This is a genomic window from Candidatus Phyllobacterium onerii (genome assembly GCF_028331445.1).
Classification (GTDB): Bacteria; Pseudomonadota; Alphaproteobacteria; order Rhizobiales; family Rhizobiaceae; genus Phyllobacterium; species Phyllobacterium onerii.
Genome location: NZ_JAQMHX010000002.1, coordinates 350281 through 364845 on the forward strand (window position 1 = coordinate 350281; position 14565 = coordinate 364845).

The window sequence follows — 14565 nt, forward strand, 5'->3', positions numbered from 1 at the left end:
GCCGTTGCGACCGTCCATCTCCGGCGACGCTAGACCGCTCACCGGGACGAACCGTGATCGGCGCATGGCTTTCAACACAAGGAGAGCCGGCGCTTAAAACGCGCCGGCTTCATCAGGATGAAGGAAGGGATTGTCGCCCCTTCGGTTCAATCGAAGGCCGACATCTGCAGCGACGCGGCCTTCTGGCCGATCGACGGAGCCGCTGCCGCCGAGCCGGCGCGTTCATAGGGCTTCCAGGCCTCGCCGGTGATGTCCTCGTAGGCTGCTACGGCGCCTTCGGCAGCCATGCGCAGCACGTGGGCCTGCAGGCCCATATCGGCGGCGAATTCGCGCTTGCGCTGGGCGCGGCTGTCGAAGCCGACCGGGCCGTCGACATCTTCGCTGCGATCATCGTTGCAGAGCTTCATGGTCAGGTCACGCGCCTCGGTGACCGCGCGGCTGTAGAATTGCCCGGCGCCGTAGGCGGAGCCGACGAAGGCGCCGACGATGCGCTGCATGTGGATCTGCATGGCCTTTTCGGCAAGACCCTCCTTCAGCGCTTCGGCGCTGCCGATGAGCTGGTTGCGGTGAAGCTCGCGGATGCCGTCGCTGTCGACGATGGCAAGGCCGAAGCTTTCGCAGATGCGGCTTGCCTGGGGCGCGTTGGGGCACGCGAGGCGGACCATTTCGAGGGTGGTGGCGCGTTGTGCGGCTGGGCGGGCCCCGGAGGAGCGGTTGAGCAATGTCATGATCGATGTCCTTGTGCGTGGTTGAGCAAAGCCCGGGTCTGCCGTCGTCCGGCACTGTCGCTCGGGTGCGGTCGACACGAACCGGGCAAGCGGCCTGGCCCAAGGTCAGGGCGATGCGATCGAGCGGGGGTGGGGCTGCGGAGGATGCGGACCGCTTCGCGGTCTGCAGCAAACGCGGCCACGCCTTGCGAAGCCCGCGTCGATCCTGCCGCTGCGCGGCGCGGCACGCGGCCTTTGACCAGACCGCTTGTCCGGTTCAGACCGCAGCAAACCCGAGGACTTGAGCCGGAAGTTGCTTGACGTCTTTGCCCGTCACCGGACGGCATCGGTCATGTCTGTCGCGGCGCGCGGCGGTCCGCGGTCGAGCCTTACGCGCAGGTCGAGAGGTCAGTGCGGTTCGGCCGGCTCGTCCTGCACAAATGCGCTTCCTGCTCTTGCCGATCGCCGCCGCAATGCATGGGCGGTCCAGGCGTGCCGAGCGGTCTTTCCGGTTTGACGCCGCATTTCACGGCTCGGCCCAGTCAATGAAGCTCGATGGCCCCGTATATTTGGCGGTCACGGGCCTCGTCGGAAACCGAACGCGCCGATATCGTAGAGCGCCTCGTCGAACAGCTAGCGCCGTTGTTCGCCGGATCGCCTGCCGCCGAGCGGATGTCCTTGAGCTTGATGCGGCAGTTTACGCCACGGCTTTGAGCGCAGGGCGCGGCAGGCATGAGAGAAACGCCTCGCGCGCCATGTTGGGCAGGAACTGGTCAGCGCCGATGGCGTCGCCGGCGATGCGGGCAACCCATCCGCTATAGGACCCATCGTCTCCGGCGCGGTGTCATCGGCGTTCGTCTCGGCGCCACCAGCGCCATCGACATCGGCTGCCGTCACTTTCTCAATCTCGGCGAGTTGTCTGCATTTTGGCGCCAACGCGCGGCATCACCGCCGACGACCGATCGATTGCATAATCAGCCTGGTGCCCAACAGCATGGTTTTTCCGTAACGCACAACGCTTCATTCCAATCATCAGCCCATGGCGCGAGCCGCAACCAGTCGCAGCCGGCTTCATCGGCGATGTCGCGCAGACGAGTGGCAAACGCCTCTCCCTGGCTGTTGGCATCGGTGGCGGCGACGATCCGGGCGCAGGGACGCGCGGCGAGCACGCGAACCGCCGCTTCCGTTTTCGGCGACCATCCCCCGCCGGTGCTGAGATAAAGACTACCCTCCCGCAACCCTTCCAAGGCGGCGAGGCTCATTGCGTCGATCGCAGCTTCCGTGACACACAGACGAAGTGCGTCGAGGGAGCCAAGCCGGAACAGCACCTTCGAACCCCCGCTCGAGAAGCCACGCCAGGCGGGACCGCGCTCCTCCCAACCGGTGAGCACACCTTCATCATCGCGGTGCGCCGCCCACATGCTACCGTATGGGCCTGCCCGCAGCATATTACGACGGATGGCTTCGCGGATGATGGCCTCGGGCAGGCATCGTTCGACGTGCAGATAGCGCCACGTCATCGATCCCCTTGATGGCTTGCGCCGATTATCCCATCGTTGCGGCATGGAACCGGTGGGCGCTGAACCGCGAGGCGGGCTGCTCCAGACAGGCTCTTTGGATATGAAACCCACTAGCGAGGCGACACGGTCAAGCGCTGTCACGAAGGACACCCCGTCGAGATGTTCGGCAAGACGGAAGACGTCGCCTTTCGCGTCCGACAGCGGATCGAACCAACCCCTCCCCCCATGAATGACGATAATGATGTCCGCCCCGCGCCGGTACTTCACCGCCTTGCGGGTGCTCTCTCGCACATCGACAGCAAAGTCGGCCTGCTCCAGCATAACGGCGCACGAGACGCGCTCGCGCAGTTCTTCCAGTTCTTGTCTCTCCATGCTTCTACCGGCGCTCGCGCGTCCGCCTTTCTTTACTAACTCTTCTCTTCCCGCAGTTTGCGGCACCGTTTCCGGCGGCCCGCGAAGAGCAAAGGCGGCAAGGGGGCGGCTGACAAGCTGCAGATCTGCATTGTGCCAACCGGCCGCGCCAGCCGCGGCGAAGCTTCCCTTGCCGCCTGCCGCTCGCAAGCGGCACCCGAAAAGGAAATGCCGGCTCAATGAGCCGGCCGTGGACGATCTTCAGATCGTCTTCATCGTCGCGTTCGTGGTTCGGAAGGATGCTGAACTCTTCGCCGGATCTGAAAGGCGGGACCGGACCCAACAGTTCGGGTTGGAAGGCCAACGATCGTTATCCCTGCGAGGATCGCGCATCCAACGCCAAGGCTTACAATGCACGTTTTCCCCAGCGGCGGAAAGCAGCCTATTTCACAGATCGCGGAGCAAGTCAGCGAGGAAAGCGGGCACACCTCGCAAGGTCTGTTTGTCTTAAGCCGATGAGCATTGCGCAAGCTTTGCTTCCCCATTGGAGACCGCATGCGGTAACGTTCTAGGGCAGGAAAACGCGTTGCTTGCTCAAGTCGGTGGCTTTCCCGGCTTCTGCGACCAGCCAGTCGCTGTTTGCCGAGTGTGCGAGCCGCGGGACTTGGCGACAAGCCCGCCGACATACTCTTCAAGCGTGGTTTCGCCTCGCTCGAAGGGCTCCAACATGGCGAACCCGCTATCGACGTCTTCTTCAAACCGGGCCCAGAATGAAGCGGCCCCGTCGCAATGATTCAGCACCGCGCCGGGAAACAGCTTCTCGAATGATTGTTTGAAGACCTCTGCACGGGTAGCGCTCGTCATCGCCACCTTGCGAATGTACGAGTGGTAATATCCCCGGTCGATAAACATCGTCAACGCACGTTGAATATTGCCGGGTGGATGGCGGCGCACCAGCCGTATCGATCGGAGCTCCCGGATAACTACGGGAGATGCGATGACAAAGCCGATCCGCAACCCGGGCGCTACGGACTTGGACAAACTCCCGATGTGGATGACCCGGCCTTCCTCGTCGGCAGCGTCGTTCTTTGGGCGGCATATGGATTGTGTCACCTGTTTTTTCGCTCCGAATTATTTCATCGTCCACCGCGCGAAGCCGGAACATTTTTCATCACAGTTGGTTGATGTCGCATCATCGACAGGAGGCCAAAATGAAACACCATGCACTCGAGCAATTGCAAGTCATCGCCGAGGTCGGTCAGGACTACCCGCGCCACGTCATGTCGCGCAGCGAGCGACTTGAACGCTGGGCTGAACTCCTTGAACAGAATCCCACTCGGCGTCTCGCGACGCTGCACCAGACCGAGAACCAGCCGATAAGAGCGCGCGGGGCCATGCGGGCCGACAGCTCACCAATCTCGGTTGCTTTCGAAGATACCCTCCTTCGCGCAGCCGGTTTGGAAAATGACAGTTACGGCGAAGCAATGCGGTTCTTCCAACTGACCGACAATCAGTTACACAAAGTTATCTGTTACTGCCATTTCGGCGCCAGCGTGAGCGCTGCGACAGCAGCCCACTATCTGCGCAAACTTATCGCGAGACAGCGCATGTTCGCTCGCTTGCGCAGTATGTTGGTTGGATAAAAACAACGACGGCTCGCACAATTGCGTTGAATGATCTGAGTGTAACTATGAACGTAAGAAATCTCGCCACGTCATCGACTGAAGGCGCGAGCAGACCCGTCTATTTGCACGCTGTGATAGGCTCGAGCCCTACGCCGTATTGAAAGCGCTTTACTTGCAACGTTAACCGCGTTTCAGTTTTGAAGTTGTTTAGAAGGAGTGCCGGACACGATCAAAGACAACTCGCGGGGCACAGTAGCGGAGGGCGATAACCTCGCCGAATTGCGCTATTGCCGCCGATTTCCCTACACTCTATGGTTTAAACAGCGTATAACCAATTGAAATCGCTCGCAAATACTTTCTGGCGGCGAGAAAATTCCGACGCCGGGCCTGTTAAAATGCTATGCTTTTGATTTCAAAGGGAAAATCGGCGCAAAATTTTTCTGGGATTTCAGCACCTATAGGGATCAATCGGACGATTTTTGCACCTCCCGGCGTCCGGCGACGCGCCCGAATCTGCCTCTAAAAATACCGTCATCAAACCATATCGCACGTAGAAAAGCGATGCCATCGGGCCTCGGCAGAGTTCCATGTGCAACCCTATGCGCCAATCCAGGGACCACCGCCTACCCACTGCGTATTGAAAGGCATAGACTTAGCCGCTGCGATCGAGGGTGGCATCACAAGTTCGGCGATGCGCGCCTGAATTTCCGGAAGGGGCTGCGGCACGAGGGCGATCTCGGTTCGCTTCAGAAACGCCGCCCATTGGACTTGCTTGGCGTCGGCGAAGCCCGCCGTCAGCGCCAGTGGCGTTTCGGTGGGAAGCCGCGTCTCGCGGCGCTCGAAGGTCGTCTGGATCGCCCGCGCCAGAACCTCTCCTTCAAAGGCGAAGGCACCCGCAATGGCCCAGAGATCGAAAAAATCCTTCATGCGCGAATTGAGCATGTCCAGCGCCACCATGGCTTGGAACTTCTCCGCCACAACAGTTTCAGGTGGATAGGCTTTAAGATGCGGTGCCGGCTGCCCCAGAAGCGAAGGATATTCCATATCGACCGGGCCCGGCGTGATCGCATCGCCGTATCCAATGTCGACAAGCATGGCAAGGCGCGCGCCAAACAAGTTCCGCAACGAAGTCCAACCGCACGCCGGCATATTCGTCTTGCTCACGCGCCGGGGCGGCACGCAGCGTGTCCGGCCGAAAGATTACCCCGTCATCTTCAACCTTTGTGGCAAGGATTTCCGCAAATACAGCGGTGATGGCAACAGGAGCGTTCTCGCCAAAGCCGAGGAGATCGAGGTCGCCGGTAGCACGGTAGGGCACAGGCGCCCATAGGCTGAACAACATCGCGCCCTTGAGGACGAAGTGATCCCGGTACGGCGAAACACTCAGACGATAAAGCACACGCTCGATGGCATAACGCGTCATCAGCAACTGGGCGTTCTCGCGACGTTCGCGAGCATGCTGAGTCAGCCGATCGCGTACAGAGACGCCAATATTCTTAGGCGCCTTCATGAAACCATGGCCTCGATGTAGGGACGCATCACGGTCTGGACACGATCGATCTCAGCGTAACGCCAAAGCTCGTTCAGCCCTGCCCGCCCCTTTCGCGATTTGATGAGGTCCCGCAGTGCCTCGATCGCAACATCAAGACCGATCTTGTTGCGGTGCTTGAAGCAGTCGGCGACGGTTTTCGCTGGCGAGGTGATCGGAACGGGCACGCCGTCGACCTGATGAATCTCTATGCCGGCCGTCAGCGCCTCACCGCTGGCGCGGACGATCTTTAGCGTGACCGATGGATTGGACGGCGCCCAGTCCCTTGGCCCGAGCAGCATCCAGACGGCATGCGGCGTCTGGGTCGTGAGGTTGTGGAATTGCAGCGCCGACAGCAGGCCGATGACCCCTTTTGGCTTTATGCGTGCGGCTTCAGCCAAGCTGGTGGCACTGGCGACCTCCGCATTCGCCAGTTTATAGAGACCACGACCGACCTGCTGGAGAATACCCTCGTCGCGCAGCCTTTGCAGGTAGACGCGCGGCACGCCGGCGGCATCGAAATCGCTGCCCCGCGCGATTCCTTGTCGCCGTGCGACCTTCAGGGCGCGATCTCGGTGGGTTTGAGCAATCATAATGGATGTTATAAACCCTCGATGTTAATTTGCAATATACAAGGATTTGTAACAGAAGGGTCAGATAGATGAAGGCAGGAATCCGCCCAGCGACGACTATCCATTTGAAATTCTGCCGAACATTTTTCGAATCAGGGCGAATTTGAGCACCTTGCCCTCCAGGTTAGCATATCGCGAAAAGGTGTGGTTGCGAGGGCTCGCAACATCCGACTCCTGCGATTAGTCGAACGGTCAATTCCCAGGCTCGTTGCTTAGTGGGTTGTGGGCGGTTTACCCAAAAAATGCGCTCTGCAGATGCCAATCGTGACAGAAAACCTTAGCCAGACTCGAAGTCAGAAGCCGCCCCCGCCTCCCGTTGCGCGTTCCGTCGCAATAGCGGGCAGGCCGAAGGTCCGCAGGAACGCGCAGCGCATGCGTTCGCGGTCCGCAAAGCCCGTTTCCTGCGCCACGACGTTAACCGTGTGCCGCCTCAACTTACTTCGGTGACACGGTCTTAGTCATCGCGGCGGATGGAGATGCAAAGGGCAGAGAGAGCAATTTCCTCCTTACTCCGAAGCCTCAGAGCTACGCGCAACCGTCAGCAGGTCGATCTCTGGCGAACCTCTCGTGAGGTTGGCATTCTTGCTGCTCCGCGCTTCCCGCTTGTCGGCGCCGAGCTCGAATTGACTCGTACCCTGGATGAGGGGTGCAAAGTCAAGATGTGATGCGGTTCCTGCTCGACACAAATATCATCAGCAACGTTACCTGGCCAACTCCGTCAGAAGCGCTGTTGGACTGGCCGGCGAAACAGGCCGACAAAGATCTCTGCATCTCGTCGCTCACCATTGCGGAAATCCGCCGAGGCGTGCTTGAAAAGCCCGCCGGCAAACGGCGGCGCGCGCTTGAAAAGTGGTTCCCACGCGTTACGTCATCTCGTGCCGCTGTCATACCGCTCAAGGTTTACAGACCGAGCCCGGCAACAACATAAAACAGCGCTGCAATAAATGCCGCTGCCGGCATGGTGACCAGCCAGGCGATGACGATGTTGCCCGCCAGTCCCCAGCGGACAGCTGAAACGCGCCGGGCTGCTCCAACGCCGATGATCGCCCCGGTGATCGTATGGGTTGTTGATACCGGAATACCGAGCCATGTCGCTGCGAACAGCGTGATTGCACCCCCGGTTTCGGCACAGAAGCCCTGCATTGGATTGAGCCTGGTAATTTTTGATCCCATTGTATGCACGATCCGCCAGCCGCCGAAAAGTGTGCCAAGCGCCATCGCCGACTGACATGCAATGACGACCCAGAATGGGACACTGAACTCTGTCCCAAGATACCCCTGCGAGAACAGCAGCACCGCAATGATGCCCATGGTCTTCTGCGCGTCATTGCCGCCATGCCCGAGCGAATAAAGTGAGGCGGAGATAAATTGCAGACCGCGAAATGTGTGGTCGACGGCGAATGGTGTCTGGCGAACAAAAATCCAGGAGACAATCAGCACAAGCAAAAGTGCCAGGAAGAAACCGATCATCGGTGACATGAAGATTGCGCCAACTGTTTTCAGCAGTCCGGTCCATACGATAGCGTCAAAACCTGTCCTGACCAGGCCCGCACCGACCAGACCGCCGACAAGTGCGTGCGACGAACTCGACGGAATCCCGAATATCCATGTGACGATGTTCCAGACTATCGCGCCCATGAGAGCGGCAAAGATCAGCCGGGGTGTAACGATGGTCGGGTCGATAATTCCGGTCCCCAATGTTTCGGCAACGTGCAGGCCGAAGAACAGGAAGGCGATGAAATTGAAGAAGGCCGCCCACAGCACAGCATATTGCGGACGGAGCACCCGCGTGGACACGATGGTCGCGATCGAATTGGCCGCATCGTGCAGCCCGTTGAGAAAATCAAAGAACAACGCAACCGCAATCAGACCCGCCAGCAGGGGAAAGCTGAGCGCTGTATCCATCAAACGTTCTCGATCACGATGCCGCTGATTTCATCCGCGACGTCCTCAAAGCGGTCGACAACCTTTTCCAGTTCACCGTAAATCTCGCTGCCGATGAGGTAGGCCATGGCATCGGATTTGCCATAGCGATGGAACAAGTCTTTCAGCCCCTCATCGTGCAGATCATCGGCGCGGCCTTCGACGCGCACGACTTCTTCAGCAATGGCGCTCAGCCGGCCCGAATGCGTTCCCAGGCGGTTGAGAAGCGGAATTGCTTCTGCGATCAATTCCGCGGCTTCTACGATGAGCACGCCCATTTCACGCATGCGAGGATCAAAGCTTGTTTGCTCGAAAAGCTGGATAGTCTTGACCGTCTTGTGCATCGTATCGATGGCATCGTCCAACGACTGAATCAAGTCGCTGATATCGCCGCGGTCAAAGGGAGTAATGAAACTGCGCCGCACGGCAAGCAACACTTCGCGCGTGATTTCATCGGCTTCATTTTCAAGTTTGATGATGCGATTGCAGTGATGTTCAATCTCGCCGTCACCGCCGAGAAGTGCTTTGAGGGCTTTGGCTGCCTCAACAACAACGCGCGAATGCTGGGCAAAAAGATCAAAGAAACGGTCCTCCCGTGGCAATAAAGCGCGAAACCATTTTAGCATGGCGGGCACGTTCCCATTGGCGACCTTCCGATCCGCGGCGGCGTGTTCCGTCATAGCTGGATCAGCCCGCCACTTCAACCAGGACCAAGGCAAATTCGGAACCAGAAGCCGCGAAATTGGTTAGACGGATAAGTAGAATCCGCCGACAATGACCTTTCGTCGGCGGTAGGCTTCCGGCCATTGGTAATCAAAATCAGAGAACGAGATGTCGCGCAGAAGAGGACAGCGTAATATCCAAAGCCCGGGGAAGAAAGGGGTCATGCCACAGGTTGCCGCCCTACCCTACCGTATCGGGGACGATGGACAGGTTGAAATTCTTCTGATTACAACCCGACGTACCAAACGCTATATCATTCCCAAAGGATGGCGAATGAAAGGGCGGAGCGACGCCGAGGCCGCCGCAAAGGAGGCCAAGGAAGAGGCAGGCGTTCTTGGCACGGTCTCGAAACATCCGATTGGACAATACCTCTACTGGAAAGAGCTTTCCAGAATGTCTATCCAGATCATGGTTTCAGTCTATACCTTGGCCGTCTGCGAGCAATTGTGGCAATGGCCCGAGCAAGGCGAGCGCACGAGAATATGGGTACATCCGGACCGGGCGGCAGTCATGGTCAGCGATCGAGCTCTCATTTCGTTTATCAAGGAGGTCCAAGGGTTTTCGGAAATATCGGTGAACTCCAGTTGAAATCGTTTAAGACGCTGGTATTTCCTACCGGCACTGCTCGAAATCGATACAATCATAACTGGTCTCTTGAAAACGCCGATAAGAGGGCATTTGTCATGAACTTGGCAGCATGCCTTGCCAACGGGTCTGATATTCTATTTTGCATTCATTGCCAAACGCAAAGCACGTGACAGGGCCTCATCATAACGATCGAAAGTGACAAAGGCAGGCAGACTGGCGTCGCGCGAACCCCAAAACATAGGATGGAAGTTTGGCGGTGCAAAAAGCGCTGGAAGCTGGACCGTTGGAAAGACACGCCTGTGAACTCTGCGGCGTTGAAGCTGTCGACGCACATCACGCTACGAGGAACCGCTGCAAGTCCGCTGGCTATGCCGTCGCATCACTCTCGTCTTCATTACTACAGGGAAGATGGTCCTAATGAGATCGATAATCTGGATCCAACTCCGCGGATCACCGCATCGACTATCGGCATCTCGAAATACCGCAATCAAAAGCCTCACAGAAAAGCGACCTTGATCACACGCTCACACAGAAGAACAATTATTTTCGGAACATCTCCATCGCTACTCCATTTGAGCCAACATGAGAACAATTGTTGGAATGTCCACGTTCTTTCTGCTCGTTTCCGTCATTGCCGCTGAAGCCGCAGAGGTCAAAGCCGACACGATCAATTCTGCATCCCTGTCCACCATCCCGACGGAGCGGGGCTCCAAACCATCAGCGGATCCCGATCCTGCGATCGTCCGCCTCCAGGTTCTCCTCGACCGCGCGGGTTCCTCGCCGGGCGTGATCGACGGCATTTATGGAAAGAATGTTACCAAGGCGGTGGCCAGTTTCGAAAAGATGACGGGGATGCCCCCGGACGGCACAATCGACCCTGATGTCATCAGCAGGCTGGAGACGGGTGGCCCGATTATCGGCACGTACACGGTCACGGCGGACGACGCGAAAGGCCTCGTGGACCATATTCCCGCAGACTATGGTGAAAAGGCGAAGATGCCCAGCTTGGGCTACACCCGCGTCGCCGAAAGGCTTTCAGAGCGTTTCCACATGCATATCGACTTGCTGACTGCGCTTAATCCAGGTTCGGATTTCGTCCCTGGCGAGACAGTCCAGGTAGCAAAACCCGGTCCCGCGCGCCAAGGAAATGTGGCCCGCATCGAAGCCGACAAGACGGCTGGGCAGGTCACGGCTTACGATAATCGCGATGTCATTTTAGCGGCGTATCCCGCGACAGTTGGCAGCGAGGACAATCCTTCTCCAGGGGGAACGCACCGGGTGAAGGGCGTCGCACGCATGCCCGTCTTTAGGTACAATCCAAAGGTCAACTTTAAGCAAGGCAAGAACAACAAGGTCCTCACCATCCCCAAGGGCCCCAATGGACCGGTCGGAACTGTCTGGATCGATCTCACCGAGCCTACCTACGGCATTCATGGAACGCCTGATCCCGAACTTATCGATAAAGTCGGGTCGCATGGCTGCGTTCGTCTGACAAACTGGGATGCCGAAGAGCTAGCTGGAATGGTGAAGCCGGGCATCGTTATCCGGTTCGTCAACTGAAGGTATCGCCTGCCGTAGATGGGATGTCGTGTTCTCATCCTGCGCGTGTGAGGCAATCGGGGTTGGTCACCGTTTGCCAAAGACGGCATCTTGGATCAGCTGACTATTCGGCGGCCGAACGGAAAGCGAATGTCAGGCGCGCGTCTGCAACCGGTGTAACGACATGGTCCGCGAGTATCCGCGCCTCAATCGCAGCCGCGATGAACGCTCGTCTGGCATGCGATGGTGGTTTCTTTTCTGCAAGACTATCTTTGACAGCGACAAGTGCCGCGAAATATTTCGGGCCTCTCGGGCCGTTCCACTCTTGCAATAATACCCTGTTTGCCTCGCTTGCAGATCTGACATAGCGAAACTTTCCCAGTCTAGGCTCGATGGTCACAGTAATGTGGAACGGGCGATCCTTCATGCTGGGCAGTTAAACGATGACCGCAAAATTATGTCAATTACAGCATCAGGACTCGCGTCAGAATATTGAAACTAATCTTAATTCATGATCGATCAATAGTTTCACAAGGGTACCGGTGGCGGGCATAGTCGGCGCAAACTCCCTGCGCCGATGGCCGCGAAGGCTAATCAATCCGGATTTTGCCGACATGGGCCGCGCCATGATGGGTACCGGGCAGAGCTCAGGTGCTGGCAGAGCGACAGCAGCGGCTGAAGCGGCCGCGTCCAGTCCGCTTCTCGCCAGTGGATCGAATGGTTCTCCCCTATGCGGCTCGGTTTGTAGTGCCTCAGTTCGACGTTTGCGACAATCCTAACGGTGCACAGGCGGATTGACGGCCCGCACCGCCTCTGCGAATTTGTTTTAGGAGAGATCATGGCCATCGATTGGATTTTGACGCTGCAGGAGCAGGCAGACTTCGCCAAGCAGATCGCAGACGATGTTACCCAGACACTTGCGATCGCCGATTTGAGCGCTGCGCAGGCGGCCAGGCTTTACCGTGTGGTCGAGCAAGGCGCCCAGACCTTTGATCGTATCATTGAGGAAATGGAACAGCACGACATCGACGACGACCTTATCCAAGCGGCCGAGACGATAGCCGACATATGGACCAACCTGTCCGTCACGACTGCGAACAAGCTTCGTGTCATGCAGGGTCTGGCACCCATTGAGTTTCCAACAGAGCTCACTGAGAAGGAGCGATCCGGCTGAAACGCTGCAGAGGTGATGTCCGATGAATGAGATATCCTTTGAGGAGAAAGGTATCATGCCAATACCGAGACCACATTTTTCCAGAAATCATCCCGAGCGCTTTGATGCATGCCAGTTGGCGATTGAGGACAAACTGATCGAACTGGTCGGCCAAGCGTCCGACGTAGGCTGGCACAGGGACGAGATACTGTCCGCCATAATCGAGATTGCCGACAACCTGTCCTTGGCGCGGCGTGGCGATATCGCGCTTGCGATAAAAACCCAGTTGTCGAAATTGATGAAGAAAAAGGATGTCTGAATTGGCTGACGCCCAAGCCCATCTCGCGCGCCTTATCGTTGTCGATCGAGGAGACGGTGCGCGAAAGGCAGATCAGCGGCAAGAAGCTGAAGGTCCGCATGACGCTGACGGCGGAAGGCACAGGCCTCACCCACGTGGTGGACGGCGAGATCGAACTTGCGTAAGCTTGGCGAAGCAACCAAGCAAGTCGACGCGATAAAGCTGAAGGCAAGCCGCTCCATGCCTCGGGTAACCGGAACGTTGCAACAGATCCATCAGACCAGCTAGGGATGGAGTTCTCATGAAGAAGGCTGTGGTTAGGGTTGTCTGTGCCATCGGCCAAGCGGGACAGCTCGGCCTCAAAGGCGGCCTTCCATGGGAAGGCGAGCGGTCGCCGGAGTTCGTCGCTGACGTTGCACGGTTTTTCGACGTCACGAGAGGACACGTCCTGCTCGCCGGCCCCAAGACGATCGCGAGCGTTCCGGATTTTGCCCGGGCGGATCGGGAACTTGTCGTCGTTCGCTCCAGCATGGATCCCGAGGACACGCTCCGGCGCTTTGCTGGCCGTGTCGTCTTCATCGGCGGCGGCCCACCGGTTTGGGACGCCTACGCACGCTTCGTCAGCCACTGGGATGTCACGCGGCTGCCCTATGACGGGCCGGCGGACCGCTGGTTCGATGCAAGATGGCTTACGGGGGGCGGCGAAGTTGCCAGAAATCACCACAACCACTGAAGGCCGGGCTCGTATCGATCCGGGCTTATCGCCTATCTCTCTATGAACCGGACAACCGGCGACGTGTCACCAGCTGGCATGTTTTTGGTCCCAACGGATAGTCGACCATACTGCCCAATGATTGTCGGCTTTTCCAGGGAACACTCGATTTTGCGTCTGATGAGCTATGGTCGACGAGCTCAAGTTGATGAACTACTGTAGCTGGCTTGGTCCTGGCCAACCGCGGCGCAAGGCGGTTCTGGGGCCCTCTTCGCAGCTTCGGCTATGCGTTCTCAAGTGACGGCCTCGACCTGTTCGACCACTCTCCGCTCGCTGCCGATGATGGAGCTTTGCATTCCGCGCATATTCCGAGGCGGGACAGCGCACGGCCGTCCCAGGCTGAAGTTACCTTGTTGCTATCACGCGATAACAAGAACGATTTCCAGCGAGTCTGGGTCGACAATAACGATCCTGCCGTCGACCAGCAGAAAATAGCGATAGCCTTCATATCTGGGGACAAGCTTAACAATGCGCGGCAGCGGCTGCAGCTCGACGGTTCGCGGAACGGCCACGCCAACGTTCACTTCAAAGTTCACGTCGCGAACCGGTTCAGCTTTCGTTTCGGTTATGACCTGCTTGATCTTCGTCTTCTGCTCGGCCGTCACATTGACGCTACCTGTCGTTTCGTTCGAAGTCTGGCTCGAGGACTTGGCCATATCATCGCCAGACGCTGGCTTACTGGTCTTGGCTGTGCCTTCTAGTTTAACGAAAGTGGAAGAACGCCTGGACGCTCTTCCACTTACCCTTTGCTAATGCACAACGCGAACCACGGTCCTGTTGGAAGGATCGACGATCACACGTTGATGGTTGACCACGGCGTAGGCGTATTTCGGATTATCCGGGACACGCATCACCCTGACTGTCTCCGGCAGTGGCCTGCCAACCACGACTTTCTCGCGGACGACGACTTCGTCTTCCGGGATCGGCTGCTGTTCTACATATGAAACGACTCTCCTCGGCGGCGGAGCGAGCACGGTGCCAACAACTGCACCGGCAACGCCGCCGACAGCAGCGCCTACGGGGCCGCCAACGATTGCTCCAGTCACCGCGCCACCGGCAGCGCCGTTAACGGTGCCTTCCTGCGCAGGGGCAGCGGTTGCAAAACCAAGCACCAGTGCCCCGGCTACGATCAGTTCCTTGTACATAACCATTTCCTTTCAACACTCAGAGCCAAGGCGGGATCTCCCGGGTGTACACGGGAGAAAA

Annotated in this window: 16 protein-coding genes and 5 pseudogenes; 10 read left to right on the forward strand and 11 right to left on the reverse strand. The window is 58.2% G+C overall.

The genetic code is table 11. The features are described from left to right. Positions 1–146: 146 nt before the first annotated feature. The 4 genes from PHA01_RS07295 to PHA01_RS07310 all read right to left on the reverse strand — a co-directional run bounded on the left by PHA01_RS07295 (position 147) and on the right by PHA01_RS07310 (position 3691). Positions 147–728: a hypothetical protein gene (locus tag PHA01_RS07295; protein WP_271894272.1), complete on the reverse strand. Its 582-nt coding sequence runs from the start codon at positions 726–728 to the stop codon at positions 147–149. Positions 729–1340: 612 nt separating this feature from the next. Continuing rightward, positions 1341–1604 carry a hypothetical protein gene (locus PHA01_RS07300; protein WP_271894273.1) on the reverse strand — a complete coding sequence of 88 codons (264 nt, stop codon included), beginning with the start codon at positions 1602–1604 and terminating at the stop codon, positions 1341–1343. Between the two features lie 77 nt (positions 1605–1681). Beyond that, on the reverse strand, positions 1682–2599 hold the full coding sequence (locus PHA01_RS07305; RefSeq protein ID WP_271894435.1) for a DUF3991 and toprim domain-containing protein: 918 nt from the start codon (positions 2597–2599) through the stop codon (positions 1682–1684). A 573-nt stretch (positions 2600–3172) separates the two neighbouring features. Next, the gene (locus PHA01_RS07310; protein ID WP_271894274.1) at positions 3173–3691 is read right to left on the reverse strand and encodes an aminotransferase-like domain-containing protein; all 519 of its coding nucleotides are present in this window, start codon (positions 3689–3691) and stop codon (positions 3173–3175) included. Between the two features lie 98 nt (positions 3692–3789). Here PHA01_RS07310 and PHA01_RS07315 point away from each other — a divergent pair, with 98 nt between their 5' ends. Then, on the forward strand, positions 3790–4221 hold the full coding sequence (locus tag PHA01_RS07315) for a hypothetical protein (protein ID WP_224515218.1): 432 nt from the start codon (positions 3790–3792) through the stop codon (positions 4219–4221). A gap of 579 nt (positions 4222–4800) precedes the next feature. Here PHA01_RS07315 and PHA01_RS29365 read toward each other — a convergent pair. Beyond that, positions 4801–5713: pseudogene (locus tag PHA01_RS29365) on the reverse strand (nucleotidyl transferase AbiEii/AbiGii toxin family protein). After that, positions 5710–6324, reverse strand: a complete 615-nt coding sequence (locus PHA01_RS07330; RefSeq protein WP_271894278.1) for a type IV toxin-antitoxin system AbiEi family antitoxin domain-containing protein — start codon at positions 6322–6324, stop codon at positions 5710–5712. Before PHA01_RS07330 ends, PHA01_RS29365 begins: the two are co-directional and overlap by 4 nt. Positions 6325–7027: 703 nt before the next feature. On the opposite strand from PHA01_RS07330, the pseudogene PHA01_RS07340 reads away from it, so the two are divergent. Continuing rightward, positions 7028–7219, forward strand: a pseudogene (locus tag PHA01_RS07340) (PIN domain-containing protein); the annotation flags it as partial. A gap of 44 nt (positions 7220–7263) precedes the next feature. Here the strand turns inward: PHA01_RS07340 and PHA01_RS07345 are convergent. Continuing rightward, a complete protein-coding gene (locus PHA01_RS07345) occupies positions 7264–8268 on the reverse strand; it encodes an inorganic phosphate transporter (RefSeq protein ID WP_271894279.1) in 1005 nt (334 codons plus the stop codon). After that, positions 8268–8912 (reverse strand): DUF47 domain-containing protein, encoded by a 645-nt coding sequence (locus PHA01_RS07350; RefSeq protein WP_271894439.1) that lies wholly within the window; start codon positions 8910–8912, stop codon positions 8268–8270. Before PHA01_RS07350 ends, PHA01_RS07345 begins: the two co-directional genes overlap by 1 nt. A 259-nt stretch (positions 8913–9171) precedes the next feature. Between PHA01_RS07350 and PHA01_RS07355 the strand changes: the two genes are divergently transcribed. The 3 genes and pseudogenes from PHA01_RS07355 to PHA01_RS07365 all read left to right on the forward strand — a co-directional run bounded on the left by PHA01_RS07355 (position 9172) and on the right by PHA01_RS07365 (position 11157). After that, complete coding sequence (locus tag PHA01_RS07355) at positions 9172–9597, forward strand: NUDIX hydrolase (RefSeq protein ID WP_271894280.1); 426 nt, start codon at positions 9172–9174, stop codon at positions 9595–9597. A 202-nt stretch (positions 9598–9799) separates the two neighbouring features. Beyond that, positions 9800–10007: pseudogene (locus PHA01_RS07360) on the forward strand (hypothetical protein); the annotation flags it as partial. 172 nt (positions 10008–10179) lie between these two features. After that, the gene (locus PHA01_RS07365; RefSeq protein ID WP_271894281.1) at positions 10180–11157 is read left to right on the forward strand and encodes a L,D-transpeptidase family protein; all 978 of its coding nucleotides are present in this window, start codon (positions 10180–10182) and stop codon (positions 11155–11157) included. Between the two features lie 103 nt (positions 11158–11260). Here PHA01_RS07365 and PHA01_RS29370 read toward each other — a convergent pair whose 3' ends face one another. Then, on the reverse strand, positions 11261–11563 hold the full coding sequence (locus tag PHA01_RS29370; RefSeq protein WP_417020921.1) for a DUF982 domain-containing protein: 303 nt from the start codon (positions 11561–11563) through the stop codon (positions 11261–11263). Between the two features lie 163 nt (positions 11564–11726). Between PHA01_RS29370 and PHA01_RS07370 the strand changes: the two are divergent. The 5 genes and pseudogenes from PHA01_RS07370 to PHA01_RS07390 all read left to right on the forward strand — a co-directional run. After that, a pseudogene (locus tag PHA01_RS07370) lies at positions 11727–11876 on the forward strand (hypothetical protein); the annotation flags it as partial. A 98-nt stretch (positions 11877–11974) separates the two neighbouring features. Beyond that, the gene (locus PHA01_RS07375) at positions 11975–12310 is read left to right on the forward strand and encodes a hypothetical protein (protein WP_271894282.1); all 336 of its coding nucleotides are present in this window, start codon (positions 11975–11977) and stop codon (positions 12308–12310) included. Between the two features lie 55 nt (positions 12311–12365). Then, positions 12366–12608 (forward strand): hypothetical protein, encoded by a 243-nt coding sequence (locus tag PHA01_RS07380; protein WP_224515232.1) that lies wholly within the window; start codon positions 12366–12368, stop codon positions 12606–12608. A 44-nt stretch (positions 12609–12652) separates the two neighbouring features. Continuing rightward, positions 12653–12772: pseudogene (locus PHA01_RS07385) on the forward strand (DUF6494 family protein); the annotation flags it as partial. Between the two features lie 116 nt (positions 12773–12888). Beyond that, on the forward strand, positions 12889–13320 hold the full coding sequence (locus PHA01_RS07390; RefSeq protein ID WP_271894283.1) for a thymidylate synthase family protein: 432 nt from the start codon (positions 12889–12891) through the stop codon (positions 13318–13320). Positions 13321–13718: 398 nt separating this feature from the next. Here PHA01_RS07390 and PHA01_RS07395 read toward each other — a convergent pair whose 3' ends face one another. After that, complete coding sequence (locus tag PHA01_RS07395) at positions 13719–14015, reverse strand: DUF1236 domain-containing protein (RefSeq protein WP_417020922.1); 297 nt, start codon at positions 14013–14015, stop codon at positions 13719–13721. Between the two features lie 93 nt (positions 14016–14108). After that, positions 14109–14504, reverse strand: a complete 396-nt coding sequence (locus PHA01_RS07400) for a DUF1236 domain-containing protein (RefSeq protein ID WP_271894284.1) — start codon at positions 14502–14504, stop codon at positions 14109–14111. Positions 14505–14565 lie beyond the last annotated feature (61 nt).